The sequence below is a fragment of the Candidatus Sulfidibacterium hydrothermale genome, assembly GCF_020149915.1.
GTDB lineage: Bacteria > Bacteroidota > Bacteroidia > Bacteroidales > F082 > Sulfidibacterium > Sulfidibacterium hydrothermale.
The window spans coordinates 3,020,115-3,041,232 of sequence record NZ_CP083760.1 but is presented as its reverse complement, the minus strand read 5'-3'; the positions used below and the strand labels follow the sequence as shown (position 1 = coordinate 3,041,232).

The following is a 21,118-nucleotide window of genomic DNA, read 5'->3' as shown; positions in this document are numbered from 1 at the left end:
TCGGATCGCTTGCCGGATTGCTCCTGATATTTACCGGCTATTTTGTGGTAAGGCACGAACTGCCGCTGTACAGTCATCAGTATCTGCTGCTCGGCGTGCTCTTTTTTGCCGATATGTACCTGTGGTCGGCATTACGGAAATCTATTTTTAACTATCGTTTTTGGCATAAATACCTGATTTCGTTTTTGTTTTGGCTTCCGCTGATGATGGTCGGCGTGATGATTATCGGCATGTTTTTTAAACCCATACAGGACTGGAACGATGTTTTCCGGACGTACTGGGTGGGTTTTATCCTGGTGTTTTACACGGCTAAAGTGTTTCCGCTGATTTTTTTGTTGATTGCCGATTTGTGGCGGGTGATACAAAAGGTGCCGGTGATGATAAACAAAAATCAGCGAAGGGAACTGGCTTTGGTAAACGGAAACGGCCACGGCATCAGCCGAAGTAAATTTTTGCAATACATGGGATACCTTTCGGGCGGACTGGTGCTGGGAACCATGCTCACCGGCATGTTTAAATGGGTGTATGAGTTTAACATTGTCCACGAAAGACTTCGTTTCAAGCGACTGCCGAAAGCTTTTGACGGGTTGCGGATTGTTCAGATTTCGGATTTGCATTTGGGAACCTGGAAATCGGAAAAGCCGTTGGAAGAAGCGGTGAAACGGATACAGGCCCTTCATCCGGATATGATTTTGTTTACCGGTGATTTGGTGAATTACACCACGAAAGAGGCTTTTCGCTTTGAAAAGGTACTGCGACAGTTAAAAGCGCCCATGGGTATTTATTGCACATTGGGCAACCACGATTACGGTAACTATGTGAACTGGCCCAGTAAAGCCGCCAAGCAGCGGAATATGAATCAGCTGTATGCGCTGTACAAACGCATGGGGTGGAAGCTGCTGAACAACCGGCATGTGAAGTTTACCCGCGGCAATCAGCAAATAGCCCTGGTGGGCGTGGAAAACTGGGGGGCACATCCGCGCTTTCCCAAGCGGGGCGACCTGAAAAAAGCGGCACACGGACTGGAACCGGATATTTTCAAGCTGCTGATGTCGCACGACCCGACGCATTGGGATTATGTGGTCATTCCGCAACATTTTGATATGGATTTAACCTTGTCGGGGCACACACATGGTTTTCAGTTTGGTATCGAGTCGAAAGAATTTAAATGGAGTCCGGCGCAGTATCTGTACAAAGAATGGGCCGGATTGTACACCGACAAAGCTTCGGGCCGGCAGATTTACGTAAACCGCGGGCTGGGTTCCATTGGCTACCCGGGACGTATCGGCATTTTGCCCGAAATTACGCTGATTGAGCTGCGGACGGCGTGAAACCTTTCCTGACACAAATTCAAAGAAGATTGATGGCTTTGAGTGTGAATGCTCGAAAGCGGTTTCCGTAACCTTTCAAGTCGAACAGGACTTGAAAGGTTGAATACAGGAATTGGGAAATAACTTTCCACCTTTCAGGTCCGGTCCGACCTGAAAGGTGATGCTGTTTTCTCGATCCTCCTTTGCGTTCCTTCGTGATGCACTTCGCGTTCCTTCGTGGTTTCTCTTACCACCAAGGCGCGTAAAGGATGGCACAAAGGAAGCCTTTTTTAAAAAATTGACACTTATTTCGCCATTTCGCCCCATCTCACCCTTCGCCTTTGCGTTCATGGGTTCTCTTACCACAAAGAAAACCGGTTGTCTATCCGGCCTGAAATGCCTGAAACTCTTTCTCGGAAAACGGTTCGCCGGTCACATCCGGGTTTAAAGTTATTTCCGGGTTGAATTGCTGTATTTTGTAATGCCGGCCAAATCTTTTTCGCAATGCCTTTATTTGTTCCGGCTGATGAACCCCTTTGATGACGGTGGTGCGAAATTCGTAGTCAATACCCGCATTTTCTATCAGAGTTATCGAACGAAGTATCTTGTCAAAGACCGTCCGATTTAACGTATTGCCGACAATGGCGTTGTACAGCGAAAAATCGAGCACCTGTTTAATGTCCATAGCGATAAAATCCAGCAGTTTCTGTTCGAAGAGCAAAGCCAGCATATCCGGACGGGTGCCGTTACTGTCCAGTTTTACTTTCAGCCCGAAACTTTTTATTTCCCGGATAAAATCAGGCAAATCGTTGTGCAGTGTCGGCTCGCCGCCGGTAATGCAAACGGCATCCAGCAGATGGCGGTATTTGTTCAGGTAATCAAACAGCATTTCCTGTTTGTACAAAGGCCCGAATTTTTCGGGCAACACCAGGTCGGGATTGTGGCAAAACCCACAGCGGAAATTACATCCCTGCGTAAAAATCACCGTGCTGATGTTCCCCGGAAAATCAATCAGGCTCTGTTTTTTAAATCCGGCTATCTTCATAACCCCCTAAGCTTCCTGTAATTCTGTTGGCACACCGGTTTCAATTTTGCTGTCAAACAGCTTCCGGTCTTCAAATTCCGATTGTTTACCGTCGTTCCACTGATCTACCGGACGCAGATACCCCACAATACGCGAATACACTTCACACCGGTTTTGTTTCCCTTCTTCTTCGCATTTGGGGCAATATTTGTGTTCGCCGTAAATGTATCCGTGTTCGGGGCAAATGCTAAATGTGGGCGACAGCGTAAAATAGGGAAGTTTGAAATTTTCGCAGACGACTTTTACCAGCTTTTTTACCGAGGCCGGCGGCAGCTGACTTTCGCCTACAAAAGTGTGAAAAACCGTTCCGCCGGTATATTTTGTCTGCAGGCTGTCCTGCAATTCCAGCGCTTCAAAAATGTCATCGGTATGGCCTACCGGCAACTGGCTGGAATTGGTGTAGTAGGGGGCGGCACCGTTTTCTCTCACCTGCTTTTCGTTGGCGGTAATAATGTCGGGATACTGCGCTTTGTCGATTTGTGCCAGCCGGTAAGTTGTTCCTTCGGCCGGGGTGGCTTCCAGGTTGTAAATGTGGCCTGTTTCCGTCTGAAATTCCTGTAATTTGTCCCGCATAAAATCCATAATCTGCTCGGCAAATCGTTTTCCTTCGTAGGTGGTGATGTCGGTTCCCCAAAAGTTTAACAGGCACTCGTTCATGCCGATGAGTCCGATGGTTGAAAAATGGTTGTCCCAGTAAGCCCCGTTACGCAGTTTGATGTTCCGCAAATAAAAACGAGAGTAGGGATACAGACCGTTTTCCGTAAATTTCTCAATCAGTTTTCGTTTGATTTCCAGGCTCTCTTTGGCCAGCACCATCAGCTTTTCAATTTTCTGGTACAGTTCGGCTTCTGTTTTCGATTCGTAAGCCACGCGCGGCAAATTCAGCGTCACCACGCCGATGGAACCGGTCAGCGGATTGGCCCCGAAAAGTCCGCCGCCCCGCGATCGCAGTTCAGAAGTGTCCAGCCGCAGCCGGCAGCACATCGACCGTACATCGTCGGGCGACATGTTCGAATTCACAAAATTGGAAAAGTACGGAATGCCGTATTTGGCCGTCATTTCCCAAATGGGTTCCCGGTTTTCGTTATCCCAGTCGAAGTCTTTGGTGATGTTGTAAGTGGGAATGGGAAATGAAAATATCCGTCCGTTGGCATCACCTTCCGTCATTACTTCGGCAAAAGCCCGGTTCAGCATATCCATTTCCTTTTGATAATCGCCGTAAACGGTATCCTGCATCTTCCCGCCGATGATCACCCCGAGGTTTTTCATGTTTTCCGGAACCACCAAATCCATCGTGATGTTTGTAAAAGGTGTTTGAAATCCCACCCGCGTGGGGATGTTCATGTTAAACATAAATTCCTGCAAAGCTTGTTTCACTTCGCGGTACGACAAGCCGTCATGCCGGATAAAAGGGGCCAGGTAAGTGTCGAAATTGGAAAACGCCTGTGCGCCGGCCGCTTCGCCCTGCATGGTATAAAAAAAGTTGACAATTTGCCCCAGCAGCGTGCGAAAATGTTTGGCCGGTTTGCTTTCCACCTTTCCGGGAACCCCTTTAAAACCCACCATAATAAGTTCCTGCAAATCCCATCCCACACAGTAAACACTCAGATATCCCAAATCGTGGATATGCAGACGACCACTTTTGTGTGCCCGGGCAATTTCGTCGGGGTAAACCTTGTTCAGCCAATACTGCGAACTGATAATGGTCGAAATGTGCTGGTTCATTCCCTGCAGCGAGTAGGTAGAGTTGGCACTCTCTTTAATGCGCCAGTCGTTGTTGTTCAGGTATTGGTCCACCATGTCGATGTTGGAAAAAAGCTCTTTCACATGGCGCATCCCTTCATGCTGTTTCCGGTAAATAATGTACGCTTTGGCTGTTTTATACAGCTTCTGCTCAAAAAGTTCAAATTCCACGGCGTCCTGAATCTCTTCCACGGTGGGCACGGGAGACGTAAGTTTTTGGATGACTTTTTGCGTAATTTTCCCGGCCAGAATTCTGTCGGGTTGCCCGGTGGCACGCAGGGCTTTAAAAACAGCAAAAGTGATTTTGTCAGCGTCAAACGGAACCCGCCGTCCGTCACGCTTTTGTACGGTTTGAAACATACCATTAATTTTCATAGCATTAAATTTTGGTTAAACAATTAATGGTAGCACAGGATAAAATTCCAGAAAGGTGATCAGTCTTTCTTCGCTTTTTCACCCGAAAGCTACGAAATGATGGCAAAAATGACAGGTCTTCCGGCTCTTCCGGCTTTTTTTGCCTTCCCATCCGCCGGCCGGCGGACAGTGGCGTGGTTCAAAAAGCATACTACTCTGCAAAAAACAGAGTCGGAATTACGGCTGCGGGGACAGCTCCTGATTTTCACAGGATTCCCTTACATCAAATTTGCAGGTTAAAAATATCTTTTATCCTTTTACAAAACCGAAAATCCCCGGGCAGTTATTAACGAAGAAATGAACACGACTTTTTTTAAGAAGTCTATTGTTAAAATAAATAACTGAAAATTAATGTGTTGCAAAACAAAGATGCTGGTTTGATTTTTATGGGCGCCCGGGCGGGTCGTCGCTCATAGTCCTCGGTCCGGGGCGGTGTCAGCCAAGTCGTTTGCGGGGGCTTCCGTTGGTCGCCCCGCCTCCGCCGGCTTCCATGCCGCCCCGGCCCTGCGGGCTATTCCACTCTATCCCTGGCGCAGTAAGGATGGAGATGTTTGGATGTGAGGATGGAAGATGTTAGATTTTGATTGTATTGTATTAATCTTTAATATTTTATCCGTATTTCTTGTCGTCCTGAGCGAAGCGAAGGATCTCAAAAATAATCACAATATCATAAGAGAGATACTTCACGGTGTTCAGTATGACAAATCGGCTGATTTTTGTTTTCGCCCTTTCGCCTACACATTCCTTTATGTTCCTTTGTGATACACTTGTGTTCTTTCGTGGTTTCTTTTACCACAAAGGCGTACGAAGGAAACTATTTTTTTTAAAGTAACCTTTCAAGTCGAATCAGACTTGAAAGGTTGAGCTAAAAAAACTTTTCTCATCAAAGTTCCACGGTCTCCACTTTTCAGGTCTGGTTCGACCTGAAAAGAGACGACTCGACCTGAAAGGTAGCCATCTCATTTCTCAACTTCGACTTTCATTAACCAACCATCTCCTTCACTGCCCCGACAATGCCTTCCACATCAAAACCGCAAAGCCGGTAAAGGTCCGATTTGCTGCCGTGCGGAATGAAGCGGTCGGGAACGCCGAGGCTTTTTATGGGGTTGGTGTAGCCGTTGGCCACGGCAAAAGAAGCGATGGCCGAGGCCAGTCCGCCCTGCATAACGCCGTCTTCTATGGTGAGGATAAACGGATATTGCCGGAAAACAGTGTGCAGCAACGCTTCATCCAGCGGCTTCAGAAACCGCAGGTCGAAAACAGCCGGACGGATGTTTTCTTTTTCCAACTGGCGGGCTGCTTCCAGCGCAAAGTTTCCGGGCTGCCCGATACAGACAAGGGCTATATTTTCACCTTCTTTAACCTGCCTTCCTTTCCCAACGGGCAGGGTTTCAAACGGTTGTTTCCATTCGCTGGCTTTCATAAATCCGTAACCACGCGGATAACGGATAGCAAATGGTCCTGCTTTGTATTGCGAGGCGGTAAACATCATCTGCCGCAGTTCCGTTTCGTTCATGGGCGCTGCCACCACCATATCGGGAATGCTGTTCAAAAAAGCCAGGTCAAAAACGCCGTGATGGGTGGCGCCGTCGGCGCCCACCAGTCCGGCCCGGTCGATGCCGAAAACCACCGGCAGTTTTTGCAGGGCTACATCGTGAATCACCTGGTCGTAAGCCCGCTGCAAAAAAGTGGAATAGATGGTGCAGAAAGGCGTGTAATCGGCAGCTGCCAGTCCGGCCGAAAAAGTAACCGCATGTTGTTCGGCAATGCCTGTATCAAAAACCCGTTCGGGAAATTTTTCCATCATAAAAGTTAAAGCCGAACCCGAAGGCATGGCCGGGGTAACGGCCACAATTTTTTTGTTTTTTTCGGCCAGCTCGAGCAGGGTACGACCGTACACTTCCTGATAGGTGATGCGGTTTTCAGGGTCTTCGGCAATCAGAGCGCCCGTATTCCGGTCGAAACGGCCCGGTGCATGAAAAAGCGTCTGCTTTTTTTCGGCTTCCCGAAACCCTTTGCCTTTGGTGGTGATAATATGCAGCAGTTTAGGCCCTTTTTGCTTTTTTGTTTCTTCCAGTGCATCAAGTAATTGCGGAATGTCATTACCATCCACCGGACCAAAATAATGAAAGTGAAAAGCTTCAAAAAGATGACTGCTGCGCAAAAAGGCTTCTTTCATCACACCGGTATTTTTGTCGATGGCAATGCCGTTGTCGTTCAGGATGATGAGCAGGTTGGCGTGCGATGCTCCGGCGTTGTTTAATCCTTCGATGGCCATGCCGCCGGTCATGGCGCCGTCGCCGATAACAGCAATGTGGTGACGGTCTTTTTCGCCTTTCAGCACCGACGCAGTGGCCATGCCGAGTGCTGCCGAAATGGAAGTGGAAGCATGTCCGGTACCGAAAGTGTCGTATTCGTTTTCGCTCAGTGACGGAAAGCCGCTGATGCCGCCAAGCTGACGTAGCGTGTGAAATGCATCGCGCCGGCCGGTAAGGATTTTGTGCGCATACGCCTGATGGCCCACATCCCAGATGAGCCGGTCGTACGGCGTGTTGAAAACGTAATGCAGGGCAATGGAAAGTTCCACGACGCCCAGACTGGAACCCAAATGTCCGGGATGTACCGAAACCACATCCAAAATAAAATTGCGCAGCTCTTCTGCCAGTTGCGGCAATTGTTTACGGCTCAGCTTTTTCAGGTCGGCCGGCGTACGGACAGAGGCAAGCAAAGATCCCGGTTTTGGTTTCTGCATTTTCATGGCAGGCAAAGGTAGGGAAAAAGCGTTTTGTTGTATTCCTTTCGGGAAGGTCCGAAACAGTTTGCTGACATACCGAAACAACATCCTGCAAAAAAGGCCGTCCACCCTTTGGCAGACAGCCTTTTTTTAGAAAATGTAAAAACGGTTTAAGTTGTTTTTAGTGATGGCTCAAATACTGGGCAACTCCTTCGTGGGTGGCTTCCATGGCTTCGTCGCCGGGTTTCCAGTTGGCCGGGCAAACTTCGCCGTGCTCTTCAAAAAACTGCAATGCATCCACCATACGCAGGGCTTCGTCAATGCTGCGGCCCAGCGGCAGGTCGTTTACTATCTGATGACGCACAACCCCCTGTTTGTCAATCAAAAACAATCCGCGATAAGCGACGGCTTCGCCGTGAAATACCATTTCGCCTTCCTCGTTGTAATCGTACTCACCGGCCAGCACATCATAATTTTCCGAGATAGTTTTCGACAGGTCCGAAACCAACGGGAATTTTACCCCTTTGATACCGCCGTCGTTTTTCTCGGTGTTCAGCCAGGCCCAGTGCGAGTAAGCCGAGTCCACAGAACAACCGACTACAGCCACATTGCGTTTTTCAAATTCTTCCATCTTTTCCTGGAAAGCCAGGATTTCCGTAGGACATACAAAGGTAAAATCCAACGGGTAAAAGAAAAAGATAACATGTTTTTTTCCGATATACTGTTCCAGCGAAAATTTCTCTACAAATTCACCACCGTTTACCACGGCTGTTGCCTCAAATAAAGGCGCTTTTTTTCCAACTAATACTGACATAATACACTGTTTTTTAATAATTATTTTTATGTGTGCAAAGGTACGAATAATTTTGAATTATTTTAAATAAGCACAGGAAACAATCCAAATTAAAGCCCGAAAACTTTTTTGCCGGTGAGCCAGAAAAATCATTATCAGTATCTTAACAAAGATTATGTGCCATTTATGTACCATTTTCGTTTAATCGTATAAAATAATTTTATCCGCCATCTTTAAAAAGGTTTCTTAAAAAACCCTAAAAACAACGAGAATCTTTCCGGGCTTTTTATAAATTTGCTGATATTACGCATGCGTAATAATTTGATTTTTAAACGACAGAACAATGGATATACAGAAAGATTACCAGCAAAAGCTGACAACGGCCGAAAAGGCAGTACAACTTGTTAAATCGGGCGACCGTGTAGAATACGGCGCCTTTAACGGAAAACCGGTGTTGTGCGACAAAGCACTGGCCGCACGGCACAACGAACTACAGGATGTGCTCATCTATGCTGTTACCACCGTCCCGCCGGTACCCGAAACAGTGAAATTCCCCCAGGCTTTTACGTACATGGACTGGCATTTCAGCAAAATCAACCGCGTGATGCAAAAACAGTACGGACTGGGATTTTATTCGCCCATCATTTACCATCTGGCACCCCGCTACTACCGCGAAGGGCTGGCCCGTCCGCGGCGGCAGGTAACCATTTTGCAAACCACGCCCATGGACAAAAACGGTTATTTTAACTTCGGATTGCAAAATTCCGAAACCATGGCCAAAATCGAAATGTCCGAAGTGGTCATCGTGGAAGTCAATCCCAACATGCCGCGGGCTTTCGGCGGCAACGAAGAGTCGGTACACATTGCAAAAGTAACCGCCATTGTGGAAGCACCCAAAGAGCAGGTGTTGGCCGCTATGCCTCCGGCCGAACCTACCGAAGCCGACCTGAAAATCGCCGAAAACATTCTGCCGTTTATCAAAGACGAATCGGTAGTACAACTCGGTATCGGCGGTATTCCCAATGCTGTCGGGCGGTTAATAGCACAGTCGGGACTGAAAAACCTCGGCGGTCATACCGAAATGCTTTCCGATGCCTATATCGACATGATTCAGTCGGGCGTGATGAATGGTTCCAAAAAAGCCATCGACCGTCATAAAGTGCCTTATACTTTTGCCCTCGGCAGTCAGCGCCTGTACGATTTCATTCACGAAAACGCCGGCCTGGCTTCCTATCCGGCCAACTACACCAACGACCCGCGCGTCATTGCCCGGCTTGACAATTTCGTTTCCATCAACAACGCCCTGCAGGTCGATTTGTACTCGCAGGTCAACGGCGAAAGCCTCGGCATGTATCAGGTTTCGGGCAACGGCGGCATGTTCGACTTTGTCCTCGGCAGCCAGTGGTCCAAAAACGGCAAAAGCTTCATTTGTCTCAATTCCACCTACCAAAATGCCGAAGGCAAAACCGAATCGCGCATCATGGCCGCACTGGCACCCCACAGCATCGTCACCATTCCACGGCAGCTGGTCGATTACGTGGTCACCGAGTTCGGCGCCGTCAAACTCAAACCCAAACCCACGTGGCAACGCGCCGAAGAGCTCATCAGTATTGCCCATCCCGATTTCAGGGAAGACCTGATTCAACAGGCCGAAAAACTGCGAATTTGGCGCCGGTCCAATAAGCGGTAAGTTTTTTCTGTTATTTGGGCGGCTGGTCGCACTATCCGGCGTAGTGTACTCAGGCCGTTCACGTCCCTGTAAGCAGTACGGGGGCTTCCACAGGTCGCCTCCGCCTGCCAACAGGTGCTGTGGCGTCCTTTCGTACAGCTACTGCCTGCTATTGCTGCCGCAAGATGTATCTGTAACCTTATCAGGTCTTACCCGACCTGAAAAGAGACGGTTTGCCCTTCCGGCTTTTTTCCGGGAGATTTCTCACCACTTACACACAATGCCTAAAGTTGGGAAAATTCCGAAAAAACAAAAAGACAAATCACAAAAAAATCCCAAACCCTAAACGCAGAATACAAAACCATAAATAACTTAAAATCAACTAATCACCAATGACCCTTTCCCATTCATCGGTTCAACATTCTACATTTATCGTTCATCATTCCCAATGACCAGTGACCAATGACAAAAGTGGGAAATTCCAAAAGACAAAAAAACAAATCACAAAAAATTCCTAAATACCAAATACAAAACGATGAATTTTCCGGTTCATCTCTTTTATTGCCGCAAAGCGCGCCTTCTAGCGGACAAATACAAATAAAATGTGATGCATTAGAGTCCCGTAGGGACGACTTATTACCATTGACGCTGAATTTATTCAGAGGCTGGTATTCAACCCCTTCGGATTTAGTTACAAACACGAGATATGAATCTCTCATTTTAAGTACTTTTCACTTCAAACTTTAAGTACTTCAAATACTTCAAATGCCTAAAGTGGGAAATCCCAAAAAACAAAAAACCAAATGACAAAGAAATCTCCCCCAAACACCGATAAGATGTGATATTTGGAGTCCCTAGGGACGACTTATTACCATTGCTCTGAATTTATTCAGAGGCTGGTATCTCATCAAAACCAAATGATAGTGCCTCAAAATGGGAATAAGTCATTCATCTTCCAACTTCCCGCTTCCGGCTTCTTTCTTTTGCCTTCCTGTTTCCAACTAACCGTTCTTTTCAATGAGTTGAATCAGTTCAGTAAATTTTTCCTGGTAAAGTCTTTGCATAAAAGCAATTTCTTCATCAGACAGTTTAACAATGCCCGTGGTATTAGACAATACCTGTTCTGGCGTTTTTATTCCCGGGATTACCGTGGATATTTCAGGAAAACTATAGCAAAAACTCAGGCTGTAAGCCGTTTTTGATATGCCCTTTTCTTTGGCTTTTTGCCATACTTCTTGAAGAAGATGATCGGCTTTTTCCAGCAGCTCCGGAGTGAGACGGAAAACCCGGTGGTCATTTTTTGCAAACCGGCTGTTTTTGTTGAATTTTCCGGTAAGCAATCCAAACTGCAACGGCATGCGGGCGATAATCCCGTAGCCGGCGGCAGCAGCCTTCCGGATTAATGGAAGTGCCCGCTGATTAAGAAGGTTAAAAACAATTTGAAAACCATTTCCCAGCTGGTGTTGCATCAAAAAGTCGGCTTCCGGTTGCGGTTGAAAAGTGTTGAGTGATACGCCCCAGTATCTGATTTTTCCAGCTTTTTGCAAAGTTTCCATCGCTTCAATACATTCACCTTGCTGCAGGTGTTTTACCTGTGCCGAATGGAGCTGGTAATAATCGATGGTTTCGCGGCGAAGCCGTTTCAGGCTTTTTTCACAGGCCTGAATAATATACGATTTGGAATAGTTTACCGAGAGGTCTCCTTCCGCGTTGATCAGGTGTCCTGCTTTGCTGGCAATGATTACATCCTGCCGGTTTCCGAAAGTTTTTCCGATAAGTTCTTCCGAATGGCCTACGCCGTAAATATCGGCCGTGTCGTAGAAATTAATCCCCTGGTCGAAGGCTTTTTTTAGTGCTTGTACCGAAGTACGGTCGTCCACATTTCCCCAGCCAATGGGAAGGTCTTTGGCCATGGCCGGTCCGCCAATTCCCCACGATCCAAAACCAATAACACTGACATTGAGTTCGGTATTTCCAAATTTTCTGTAGTCCATAGTTGTTATTTTACGATGTATGCTATTTTCTTTTTCAATAAGTTGTTTGAAATCAATAGCGAACATACGTAAAAAATTGCTTATCTTAGCGTTCGTCCGCGGAAAAGAAATTTTTGTCTATAAAATAAAAAGTCATGAAACGTTTTTGGTTTTTTTTCTTTACGGCGATTCTTTTTATGCCCGTTATTTACGGACAGTCGTTGCAAACAGTGTGGCAAACCGGCCGGGTTTTAAAGGTTCCGGAGTCGGTACTTTATGTCCCGCACACAGGCCTGATTTATGTGTCCAATATTAATGGAAAGCCGGCAGAGAAAAACAGCAGAGGTTTTATTGCCCTTTTGGACTCGAAAGGGCTGGTGGTCAATTTGCATTGGGCAACCGGATTGAATGCGCCCAAAGGAATGGCCATAAAAGGAAATCATTTGTTGGTTTCGGATATTGACCGGTTGGCAGAGATTGATTTGCATACCGGTAAGATCATTCGTTTTGTCTCTTTTCCGGGGGCCCGTTTTTTGAATGATGTAGTGGTGGGCCCTGACGGAAAGATTTATGTTACCGATACGCAACTGGGAGCGGTGTTCGTTATGAAAAAATGGAAACCGGAAATCTGGAAAAAAGATCCTTTGTTGAAAGGAGCCAATGGCCTGGCGGTGGAAAATGATTCGTTACTCATCGGTTGCCAGGGACATCTTTTAAAAGCAGATCCTAAAACGGGCAAGCTGAAAATTGTGGCTCGTGTACCCCACGGAATTGATGGGCTTGTTCCGTTGGGAAACGGAAAATATGTGGTTTCGGACTGGTCGGGAGAGATCCGGCTGATTTTACCGGATGGCGTGCAGAAAGTATTGAGCAATACCACGGACGAACAGGTTAACGCAGCAGATTTGGGCTTTATTCCGCAAAAAAAGATTTTGCTTGTTCCCACTTTTTTCGATAACCGCGTAGTGGCACGGAAGCTCACCGGATTGTGAAAATTTGCTTATTTTTGAGAAAACCTTCAACATGAAACGCTATTGTCTGGAATGCGGTGCCGAGCTGCACGGTCGTGTCGACCAGAAATTTTGTTCGGATCAGTGTAGAAATACCTATAACAACCGGCTTAACCGGGATGAAACCACTTACATGCGTAATATCAATCACGCGTTACGAAAAAACCGCCGGATTTTAAAGGAGTTGAATCCACATGGAAAAGCTAAGGTAAAAAAACAAACTCTCCTGGCAAAAGGTTTTGATTTTAAACATTTTACCCACGTTTATAAAAACAAAGAAGGGAAGGTTTATTATTTTTGTTATGAGCAGGGATACCTTCCGCTGGAGCACGATTTTTTTGCCCTGGTGGTGAACAAAAACTTTTGATGTTTCCTATTTGATTTCCAGCCGTTCTTTAAAGGGCAAGAAGGTCATAAAATCAACATGATGCACGATGTAAGCCTCGGTGGTGCGTTTTACCATGTTGCCTTCACCGGCATGAGCCGCAATAATGTGACAAACCTCAGCCGGTACGCCGGCTTCTTCGGCCAGGCTGACTCCCGAAAAAGGATGCCGCAGGTATTTTCCATAGTTTCCCTGTACCGCTTTTCCGTTTTCATCTAATTCATATTCCAGCAATTTTCCCACATCAGCTAAAATAGCTCCGGCTACCAACACATCCATATTTACTGTTAGCTCGCCATGAAACATGGCGTTGATTTTTTCGCCGGCATCGCGGGCAATATGAACGACAGCCCGTTTATGGTCCATAAAAGTTACTTTCAGGTCGGAGCCTACCAGCAGGGTAAAAGGAATTTTTTCCAGATCATCAGCCGTTAAAACACTGCGTTCTAATGCCAGTTCCCAGGTTTTGGCCGTCTTTTCGCGTAAGCCGTTATCCTTTATCCAATTCAACTCGGGCCAGAGTTTTAAAACTTCGTTGTTCATTATTTAAATTTTTGCGGATTTGTAATTTTCCGTATTACGGTTTTTTTAAAAAAAAGGAATAACAGAAAAGTCTGCTATTCCTTTTTCGGGCAATTAGTGCTTTTATAATTTAGCAATAATGGCGTCGGCCATTTGGTCGGTCGATGCGGCTCCTTTGTTTACCACATCAGGAGTACCGTGCATTTTCATCATGTCATAGGTTCGAACTTTTCCTTCGGCAATTACTTCGGCTACGGCTTTACGTATCTTGGCCGCTTTTTCGTTTTCACCGATAAAATCAAGCATCATGCAGGAAGATTCGATCATGGCAATGGGGTTTACAATGGAAACCGGGAAATCGGCATACTTGGGAGCCGATCCGTGGGTCGGTTCAAAAACACCAATGCCCGAATCCGGATTAAACTGTGCCGAGCAGGCAAAGCCCAAACCACCGATAAGACCGGCAAAACCATCGGAAACAATATCGCCGAACATATTTCCGGCTACGATGACACCATAGTTTTCCGGATTTTTTGTCAGCCACATCATTTGGGCGTCAATGTTGGTATTCCAGAGTTCGATTTCAGGATACGATTCTTTTTGCATTTGCTGGGCCATTTTGTACATCATCCCGGAAGTTTCACGGATGACATTAGGCTTCTCGCAAACGGTAACCGATTTATAGCCATACTGTTTAGCATGATCAAAAGCAGCTCGTAAAATCCGTTCCGTAGCTTTTTTGGTGAAGATACGGGTAGAAACGGAAATTTCGTTTTTGGGTGCTTTGCCGAAATTTTTTACAAATTTCGGATGTGTCATCAACGCGTTGTAAACGATATCAGGCGGATCGGACCATTCTACACCTCCGTACAATCCTTCGGTATTTTGGCGGAAAATAACCACATCGACCTCCGGTTCTTCCACGCCGCCATCAGCTCCCCGCCGGATAAAATTCAACGGATTGCCTTTGTAGGTATGACAGGGACGCATGCAAATATCCAGATTAAAATGTTGCCGCAGGCCAACAATAGGCGAAGAGTAAACCAGTCCTTTTTCGCGTAATGCCGGATCAAGCTCTTCAGCTGCAGCATCTTTCGGCTTGGATGTAATGGCTCCAAACAGAGCAATTTTATGTTTTTCAAGCAGTTTTATGGTGCGGTCGGGTAAGGGGTTTCCCTCTTTTTTCCAAAATTCCCAGCCGATGTCGCCTTCTACATAATCGGCTTCAAATCCGGCGGCATCTAAAACACGAAGTGCTGCATCCAGTACAGCTCTTCCGATACCGTCGCCTGGCAAAGTTACAATGGTTCTTTTTGACATGACGTTCAGTTTTTTAACAACAAAGATACATTTCTAACAGCAAAAATAAAAACCTTGGGACATCAGTCGGTAAAAAAAGGAAAAATACGGGTTTTACTTAGGGAATATGAGGAATTATTCGAACAGGAAATCGTAATTTTGTTTGTCCGTCGGACAAAAGTGAAAGAAACGTACAGTTAAACATTAAATTTTAAAACCCATGAAAAAATTAACCTTGCGCTTATCAGGCATGGCCGTTTTGTTCTTTTTCATTTTTACCCTTTCGGTAAGTGGACAAACCCGTTTGGAGAAAGAATTACAACAACTGGCTAAAACGTATCCCATTACGTTTAAAAAAATGCCGGTTGACAGCTTTTTTACGGAGAAATATCTCATTGAGTTTAAAGAGCCGTTGGATCATAACCATCCCAACGGAAAAACATTTACCCAACGGATTTTCCTTTCGAACAAAGGACTGGATAAACCGGTGGTGTTTGTTACCGAAGGCTATTGGGCTAATTATGCTGCCAATCCAAAATATGTAAATGAATTGTGCCCGATATTAAACGCCAATCAGATTGTGCTGGAACACCGTTTTTTCCCGCCGTCGGCACCAGACAGCCTCGACTGGCGCTACCTGACCGTGCAACAAGCTGCTGCTGACGATCATGCTGTGGTGGAAATGCTCAAGCATATTTATCATGGCAAATGGCTGAGTACCGGCATCAGTAAAGGCGGACAAACCTGTATGATCTACCGTTATTTTTATCCGGATGATGTAACGGCCAGTGTGCCTTATGTGGCTCCGTTGAATTTTTCCATTACCGACCGGCGGATTAATATGTTTCTTGATTCGGTAGGAACACCGGCATGCCGTAAAGCGGTTTTTAATTTCCAGAAAGAATTGATCAGCCACCGGAATAAATATCTTCCTTATTTCAAACAGGAAGCCAAAGCAAAAGGATATACTTATTCTCGTATCGGTTGGGAAAAAGCATTTGATTTAATGGTTTTTGAATTCCGGTTTGCTTTTTGGCAATGGGGAAAAGCCCGTTGTGATGCCATCCCGATGACGCCGGATAATCCGATGAAGATGGTAAAATACTGGGACAAAGTGGCTGATTTTTCATGGGTTTCTGACCAGGGCATCAAACGGTTTGAACCGTTCTTTTATGAGGCCATGAAACAAATGGGAATGTATGGGTATAACATTGCTCCGTTTAAACAATGGACCGTTTTTAAACACAATCCGAATTTCAATTTCACACTTCCCAAAGGAACAAAACCCGGCTTTGATCCGTCCGTCATGGATTCTGTCGATTGTTTTATCCGTCATAAAGCCCATAATATGATGTTTCTTGTTGGTGGTGATGATCCGTGGGGTTCCACCTCGGTTAACCTGACTTACCAGAACAATCTGGTAAAATTTGTGAAGCCGGGGGGCAGCCATCTTACCCGGATTAATAATTTGCCGCCTGCGATGAAAAAGAGAGCCATTTCCATTCTGAAAAAATGGATGGGCGAAATGCCGGATTCTGCCCAATAACCGGGAAGTTGACCAATAAAGAACCGGTTTTATTTAATCAATAACATGGAAATGTGGTCATTTTTCCGTAAACTTGCATTCCCAAAATAAACGTTCATCATTTTTAATCCCGATAAAATTGTATCAGTTAAAAACCAAAATAGACATTCATTCGGAAGAGTTCAAAGCCAATCGCAAGGCTTTTATAAAACTGCTGGATGAGTATAAAAACATTCTGGAAACCGTCACCCGGGGAGGATCAGAAAAATCAGTAAAACGACATAAAGAAAGGGGTAAATTACTGGCCCGTGAACGCATCAATCTGCTGGTTGATCCGGGAACTCCCTTCTTGGAGCTTTCGCCGTTGGCTGCTTATGACCAGTACAACAATGAATTCCCCTCGGCGGGAATTGTAACCGGTATTGGTGTCATTCACGGACAGGAAACGGTGATCATTGCCAACGATGCCACCGTAAAAGGCGGAACGTATATGCGGTTTACCATTAAGAAGCATTTGCGTGCCCAGCAGATTGCCATGGAAAACCACCTGCCGTGTGTGTACATGGTGGATTCGGGAGGAGCATTTTTACCTGAACAGGATACTGTTTTCCCGGATGCCAACCATTTTGGCCGGTTTTTTTACAATCAGGCACGTATGTCGGCTATGGGTATTCCCCAGATCTCAATCGTAATGGGATCCTGTACGGCAGGTGGCGCTTATGTGCCGGCCATGAGCGATGAAACGATTATCGTAAAAGAACAGGGAACCATTTTTTTAGGCGGCCCTCCGTTGGTAAAAGCCGCTACCGGCGAAGAAGTGACCGCTGAAGAGCTGGGCGGAGCCGAAGTACATACTGCGGTTTCGGGGGTAGCCGATCACTTTGCTGAAAACGATACCCATGCCATTCAGATTTGCCGGAACATATTTGAAAACCTTGAATTTCGTGAAAAACAACAGCTGGATATTACTACGCCCGAAGAACCGCTTTACGATCCGGAAGAGCTTTATGGAATTGCTCCGGTAGATCTGAAAAAAATGGTGGATCCGCGCGAAATTATCATGCGTATGGTGGACGGCAGCCGGTTTCAGGAATTTAAAGCCCGTTATGCTACGACGGTAGTTACCGGTTTTGCCCGTATTATGGGTTTCCCGGTAGGAATTATCGCCAATTACGGCGTGCTGTTTTCTGAATCGGCTTTGAAAGTGACCCACTTTATTGAGTTGTGTACCAGTCGTAAAATTCCATTGATCTTTTTGCAAAACATTACCGGTTTTATAGTCGGGAAAGAGTTTGAACGCAAAGGAATTGCCCGTGACGGGGCTAAAATGGTACACGCGGTATCGAATACCAATGTGCCGAAATTTACGGTGATCTTTGGTGGCTCGTTTGGTGCCGGAAACTATGGAATGGCAGGCCGGGCTTACGATCCCCGCTTGCTGTTCATGTGGCCCAATGCCAAAATCTCGGTGATGGGTGGTGAGCAGGCGGCGACGGTGCTCGAAACGGTGAAACGTGATCAATACCGTGCCATGGGTAAAGAAATGCCTCCGGAAGAAGTAGAAAAACTAAGAAAGCCCATTTTAGAAAAATATGAACGCGAAGGAGCTGCTTTGTATAGCACCTCCCGCTTGTGGGATGATGGCATTATTGATCCGGTAGATACCCGGAAAATGCTGGCCATGGGTATAGCCATGTCGTTAAATAAGAAATATCCCGAACAACAATATGGAATTTTTAGGATGTAACGGTTTGTAATCAACGAGGGATAAAACCAATGCTTATACAAAAAGTCAGGCAGAAAGGATTTTAAAATGAAGAAATTCAATACAATCCTTGTTCAGACAAAAAAAGGAATCGTTGAGCTGGTACTCAACCGTCCGGAAGTACATAATGCCCTGAATGAGGAAATGATCCGCGAACTGACCCATTTTTTTCAGGAGTTGGATAACAAGGTTCCGGAAGATTTACCCCGGCTGGTCATTTTGCGGGGCAACGGGAAATCGTTTTGTGCCGGAGCCGACCTGAATTATATGAAATCTATTGCGGCTTACGGTTTTGAAGAAAACAAAGAAGATGGCCGCCGGTTAGCCACATTGTTCCGGTCGGTTTATGAATGTCCGGTTCCCACATTGGCTGTGGTGCATGGCGCTGCTTTTGGAGGTGCCAACGGCCTTTTGGCGGCCTGCGATATGGTACTTGCTGCCGAAAACACAAAATTTGCTTTCAGCGAAGTAAAACTGGGTATTTCACCGGCAACGATCAGTCCGTTTGTTATCAAGCGCATTGGAGAATATGGTGCGCGTGAACTGATGCTTACCGGAAAACGTTTTAATGCCCGGGAAGCCGAAAAATGGCATTTGGTAAATCAGGTGGTTCCTGAAGATGAACTGGAAGCGAAGATCCAAAGCCTGATCCATGAAATATTAACCGCTGCTCCTCATGCTGTGAGAGAAACCAAAAAACTGATTAATCAGGTTACGGAAACCCGCAACCTGAACCGGTTGATAGATATTACCTCGCGGATGATTGCCCGCTTGCGTGCAGACGAAGAAGGACAAGAAGGAATGGCTGCTTTTCTGGAAAAGAGAAAACCTTTTTGGGTAACCGGAAAAAAGCAAAAAAAATAAAACAGACAGAAAGTAATTTTTATGAAAATTTTCAAAAAAATATTGGTGGCAAACCGGGGAGAAATTGCGGTGCGGATCATCCGTTCGGCAAAAAAACTGGGTATTCCCACTGTCGCTGTTTATTCTGAAATTGATGAAGATGCTTTGCATGTGGAATTGGCAGACGAAGCCTATTGTATTGGAAAAGAAGAATTAAGCGACACGTACCTGAATGTGGATAAAATAATGGAGGTGGCCCGTTTATCCGGATGCGATGCGGTTCATCCGGGATATGGCTTTTTGTCGGAAAGCCCTTTGCTTACCGAAGCCTGTCAAAAAGCCGGCATCACATTTATTGGCCCGCATACCGAGGCGATTCGTCTTATGGGAAATAAAATTGAAGCCCGTGCTTTTGTGAAGAAATTGAAAGTTCCCATGACCGCCGGGGTAACCGGTTCTCCGGAAGAACTCCTGGAGAAAGCAACGGAAATTCCTTTTCCGTTGTTGGTAAAAGCGGCAGCCGGCGGCGGCGGAAAAGGAATGCGTATTGTGCGCGAAGAAGATGACCTGAAAGAAATTCTTGAAGCCACATCCCGTGAAGCCAAAAATTATTTTGGTGACGGAACCATCTATATTGAAAAATATATCGAAGAACCAAGGCATATCGAAATTCAGGTGCTGGGCGATCATTTTGGAAATGTGGTTCATCTTTTTGAAAGAGAGTGTAGTATTCAAAGACGGTACCAGAAAATTATTGAAGAATCACCGTCTCCCACATTAACCGAAGAAGTTCGGCAGCAAATGGGGGATGCCGCTGTACGGATTGCTAAAGCAGCAGGGTATAACAGTGCCGGAACGGTAGAGTTCCTGGTGGATAAAACGCTTCATTTTTATTTTCTGGAAATGAATACCCGTATTCAGGTAGAACATCCGGTAACGGAGATGGTTACCGGTGTTGACCTGGTGGAAGAACAAATTTTGGTGGCTGCCGGTAATCCTTTGCGTATAAAGCAGGAAGACCTTTCTCAATATGGTCATGCTATTGAGTGCCGGATATATGCCGAAGATCCGTCACGTGATTTTTTGCCGGCTCCCGGAAAAATTTCTTTTTATCGTGAACCGCAAGGTGCAGGAATACGAGTGGATAGCAGCCTGAAAGGTCCGGCACAGGTGCAAAGTGCTTTTGATCCCATGATCAGTAAACTGGTGGTGTGGGGCGACGACCGTTCAATAGCCCGTGAAAAAATGATCGCGGCACTAAAAGATTATCATGTTCACGGCATTCGTACCAATATTAGTTATTTGTTGTTCCTGTTACAGCATCCGGCTTTTGCCGAAAATAAGATCTCAACCGGTTTTTGCGATACGCATACAGCCGAAATCCTGCAGAAAATCGAAACAGCCAGGTCGGAATTTGGAACAGATATTCCGGTGCTTGCCTATTTGCTTTATGTCCTTAACGAAAACAAAGTATACTCTCCGCGCAATGTGTGGGAATATATCGGCTACTGGAGAAATAAGATGGAAATACCGGTAGTGGTTGATGGAAAAGAAAAAATGGTCAGACTGGAAAAAAGAGATAAAAACCGTTTCTTTTTCCTTATGGATGGTGGTGAACGCAAAGAAATATTGCTGCATAAGCTGGATAAATACTCCATAGAATTTCGTATCTTTCATCGTTTTTATAAAGCGGTAATTTCCGAAGGGGAGCAGGGAAATCGTTTTGTTGCGATGGATGGGCACGTTTTTGAAGTAAGGCGGCCTGATGTGTTAAACGAAACCCTGGAAGATCCGTTGTTACAGGCTTCGAATGATGCGGGCAGTCTGTTTGCTCCCATGCCGGGAAAAGTGATTAAAGTAAATGTAAAACCCGGCGATAGCGTAACGCGGGGAACCGTACTGCTGGTGGTGGAAGCCATGAAAATGGAAAATAATATCGTAGCACTCGAAGATGGAGTGGTAGATAAGGTAAATGTGAAAGAAGGCGACCGGGTAGATACCGATTTGCAATTGGTAAATATTTCGGTGACAGAATAAAATAAAACGGTA

General features: G+C 45.9%; 15 protein-coding genes and 1 riboswitch. Of the genes, 8 read left to right on the top strand and 7 right to left on the bottom strand.

Annotated elements, in window-relative coordinates:
• Positions 1-44: 44 nt before the first annotated feature.
• The gene (locus tag LA303_RS12480; RefSeq protein WP_240525710.1) at positions 45-1,331 is read left to right on the top strand and encodes a metallophosphoesterase; all 1,287 of its coding nucleotides are present in this window, start codon (positions 45-47) and stop codon (positions 1,329-1,331) included.
• A gap of 361 nt (positions 1,332-1,692) precedes the next feature.
• Here LA303_RS12480 and LA303_RS12475 read toward each other — a convergent pair whose 3' ends face one another.
• From LA303_RS12475 to LA303_RS12460, 4 genes are all read right to left on the bottom strand, one after another.
• Complete coding sequence (locus LA303_RS12475) at positions 1,693-2,355, bottom strand: anaerobic ribonucleoside-triphosphate reductase activating protein (RefSeq protein ID WP_240525709.1); 663 nt, start codon at positions 2,353-2,355, stop codon at positions 1,693-1,695.
• A 6-nt stretch (positions 2,356-2,361) separates the two neighbouring features.
• Positions 2,362-4,512, bottom strand: coding sequence for a ribonucleoside triphosphate reductase (locus LA303_RS12470; protein WP_240525708.1), 2,151 nt, complete (start codon positions 4,510-4,512; stop codon positions 2,362-2,364).
• A 93-nt stretch (positions 4,513-4,605) separates the two neighbouring features.
• Positions 4,606-4,816: riboswitch (cobalamin riboswitch) on the bottom strand.
• A 717-nt stretch (positions 4,817-5,533) separates the two neighbouring features.
• Complete coding sequence (locus LA303_RS12465) at positions 5,534-7,303, bottom strand: 1-deoxy-D-xylulose-5-phosphate synthase (protein ID WP_240525707.1); 1,770 nt, start codon at positions 7,301-7,303, stop codon at positions 5,534-5,536.
• 163 nt (positions 7,304-7,466) lie between these two features.
• Positions 7,467-8,099, bottom strand: coding sequence for a peroxiredoxin (locus tag LA303_RS12460; protein WP_240525706.1), 633 nt, complete (start codon positions 8,097-8,099; stop codon positions 7,467-7,469).
• 322 nt (positions 8,100-8,421) lie between these two features.
• On the opposite strand from LA303_RS12460, the gene LA303_RS12455 reads away from it, so the two are divergent.
• Positions 8,422-9,768: an acetyl-CoA hydrolase/transferase family protein gene (locus tag LA303_RS12455; RefSeq protein WP_240525705.1), complete on the top strand. Its 1,347-nt coding sequence runs from the start codon at positions 8,422-8,424 to the stop codon at positions 9,766-9,768.
• Between the two features lie 980 nt (positions 9,769-10,748).
• Here LA303_RS12455 and LA303_RS12450 read toward each other — a convergent pair.
• Positions 10,749-11,741 (bottom strand): aldo/keto reductase, encoded by a 993-nt coding sequence (locus tag LA303_RS12450; RefSeq protein ID WP_240525704.1) that lies wholly within the window; start codon positions 11,739-11,741, stop codon positions 10,749-10,751.
• Positions 11,742-11,875: 134 nt separating this feature from the next.
• Here LA303_RS12450 and LA303_RS12445 point away from each other — a divergent pair, with 134 nt between their 5' ends.
• A complete protein-coding gene (locus tag LA303_RS12445) occupies positions 11,876-12,712 on the top strand; it encodes an SMP-30/gluconolactonase/LRE family protein (protein WP_240525703.1) in 837 nt (278 codons plus the stop codon).
• A 31-nt stretch (positions 12,713-12,743) separates the two neighbouring features.
• Positions 12,744-13,097, top strand: a complete 354-nt coding sequence (locus LA303_RS12440; protein ID WP_240525702.1) for a hypothetical protein — start codon at positions 12,744-12,746, stop codon at positions 13,095-13,097.
• Positions 13,098-13,103: 6 nt separating this feature from the next.
• Here LA303_RS12440 and LA303_RS12435 read toward each other — a convergent pair whose 3' ends face one another.
• Both LA303_RS12435 and LA303_RS12430 read right to left on the bottom strand, forming a co-directional pair.
• Positions 13,104-13,658 (bottom strand): HDIG domain-containing metalloprotein, encoded by a 555-nt coding sequence (locus LA303_RS12435; RefSeq protein ID WP_240525701.1) that lies wholly within the window; start codon positions 13,656-13,658, stop codon positions 13,104-13,106.
• 102 nt (positions 13,659-13,760) lie between these two features.
• A complete protein-coding gene (locus tag LA303_RS12430) occupies positions 13,761-14,957 on the bottom strand; it encodes an isocitrate/isopropylmalate dehydrogenase family protein (RefSeq protein WP_240525700.1) in 1,197 nt (398 codons plus the stop codon).
• 199 nt (positions 14,958-15,156) lie between these two features.
• On the opposite strand from LA303_RS12430, the gene LA303_RS12425 reads away from it, so the two are divergent.
• From LA303_RS12425 to LA303_RS13510, 4 genes are all read left to right on the top strand, one after another.
• The gene (locus LA303_RS12425) at positions 15,157-16,482 is read left to right on the top strand and encodes a S28 family serine protease (RefSeq protein WP_240525699.1); all 1,326 of its coding nucleotides are present in this window, start codon (positions 15,157-15,159) and stop codon (positions 16,480-16,482) included.
• Between the two features lie 118 nt (positions 16,483-16,600).
• On the top strand, positions 16,601-18,208 hold the full coding sequence (locus LA303_RS12420) for a carboxyl transferase domain-containing protein (protein ID WP_240525698.1): 1,608 nt from the start codon (positions 16,601-16,603) through the stop codon (positions 18,206-18,208).
• Between the two features lie 66 nt (positions 18,209-18,274).
• A complete protein-coding gene (locus LA303_RS12415; RefSeq protein ID WP_240525697.1) occupies positions 18,275-19,090 on the top strand; it encodes an enoyl-CoA hydratase-related protein in 816 nt (271 codons plus the stop codon).
• A 21-nt stretch (positions 19,091-19,111) separates the two neighbouring features.
• Complete coding sequence (locus LA303_RS13510; protein WP_262901508.1) at positions 19,112-21,106, top strand: acetyl/propionyl/methylcrotonyl-CoA carboxylase subunit alpha; 1,995 nt, start codon at positions 19,112-19,114, stop codon at positions 21,104-21,106.
• The last annotated feature ends 12 nt before the right edge of the window (positions 21,107-21,118 follow it).

Excerpts from the sequence above, each read along its gene's own strand:
- LA303_RS12475 (WP_240525709.1), bottom strand. The coding sequence starts at position 2,355 with ATGAAGATAGCCGGATTTAAAAAACAGAGCCTGATTGATTTTCCGGGG.
- LA303_RS12470 (WP_240525708.1), bottom strand. The coding sequence starts at position 4,512 with ATGAAAATTAATGGTATGTTTCAAACCGTACAAAAGCGTGACGGACGG.
- LA303_RS12465 (WP_240525707.1), bottom strand. The coding sequence starts at position 7,303 with ATGCAGAAACCAAAACCGGGATCTTTGCTTGCCTCTGTCCGTACGCCG.
- LA303_RS12460 (WP_240525706.1), bottom strand. The coding sequence starts at position 8,099 with ATGTCAGTATTAGTTGGAAAAAAAGCGCCTTTATTTGAGGCAACAGCC.
- LA303_RS12455 (WP_240525705.1), top strand. The coding sequence starts at position 8,422 with ATGGATATACAGAAAGATTACCAGCAAAAGCTGACAACGGCCGAAAAG.
- LA303_RS12450 (WP_240525704.1), bottom strand. The coding sequence starts at position 11,741 with ATGGACTACAGAAAATTTGGAAATACCGAACTCAATGTCAGTGTTATT.
- LA303_RS12445 (WP_240525703.1), top strand. The coding sequence starts at position 11,876 with ATGAAACGTTTTTGGTTTTTTTTCTTTACGGCGATTCTTTTTATGCCC.
- LA303_RS12440 (WP_240525702.1), top strand. The coding sequence starts at position 12,744 with ATGAAACGCTATTGTCTGGAATGCGGTGCCGAGCTGCACGGTCGTGTC.
- LA303_RS12435 (WP_240525701.1), bottom strand. The coding sequence starts at position 13,658 with ATGAACAACGAAGTTTTAAAACTCTGGCCCGAGTTGAATTGGATAAAG.
- LA303_RS12430 (WP_240525700.1), bottom strand. The coding sequence starts at position 14,957 with ATGTCAAAAAGAACCATTGTAACTTTGCCAGGCGACGGTATCGGAAGA.
- LA303_RS12425 (WP_240525699.1), top strand. The coding sequence starts at position 15,157 with ATGAAAAAATTAACCTTGCGCTTATCAGGCATGGCCGTTTTGTTCTTT.
- LA303_RS12415 (WP_240525697.1), top strand. The coding sequence starts at position 18,275 with ATGAAGAAATTCAATACAATCCTTGTTCAGACAAAAAAAGGAATCGTT.
- LA303_RS13510 (WP_262901508.1), top strand. The coding sequence starts at position 19,112 with ATGAAAATTTTCAAAAAAATATTGGTGGCAAACCGGGGAGAAATTGCG.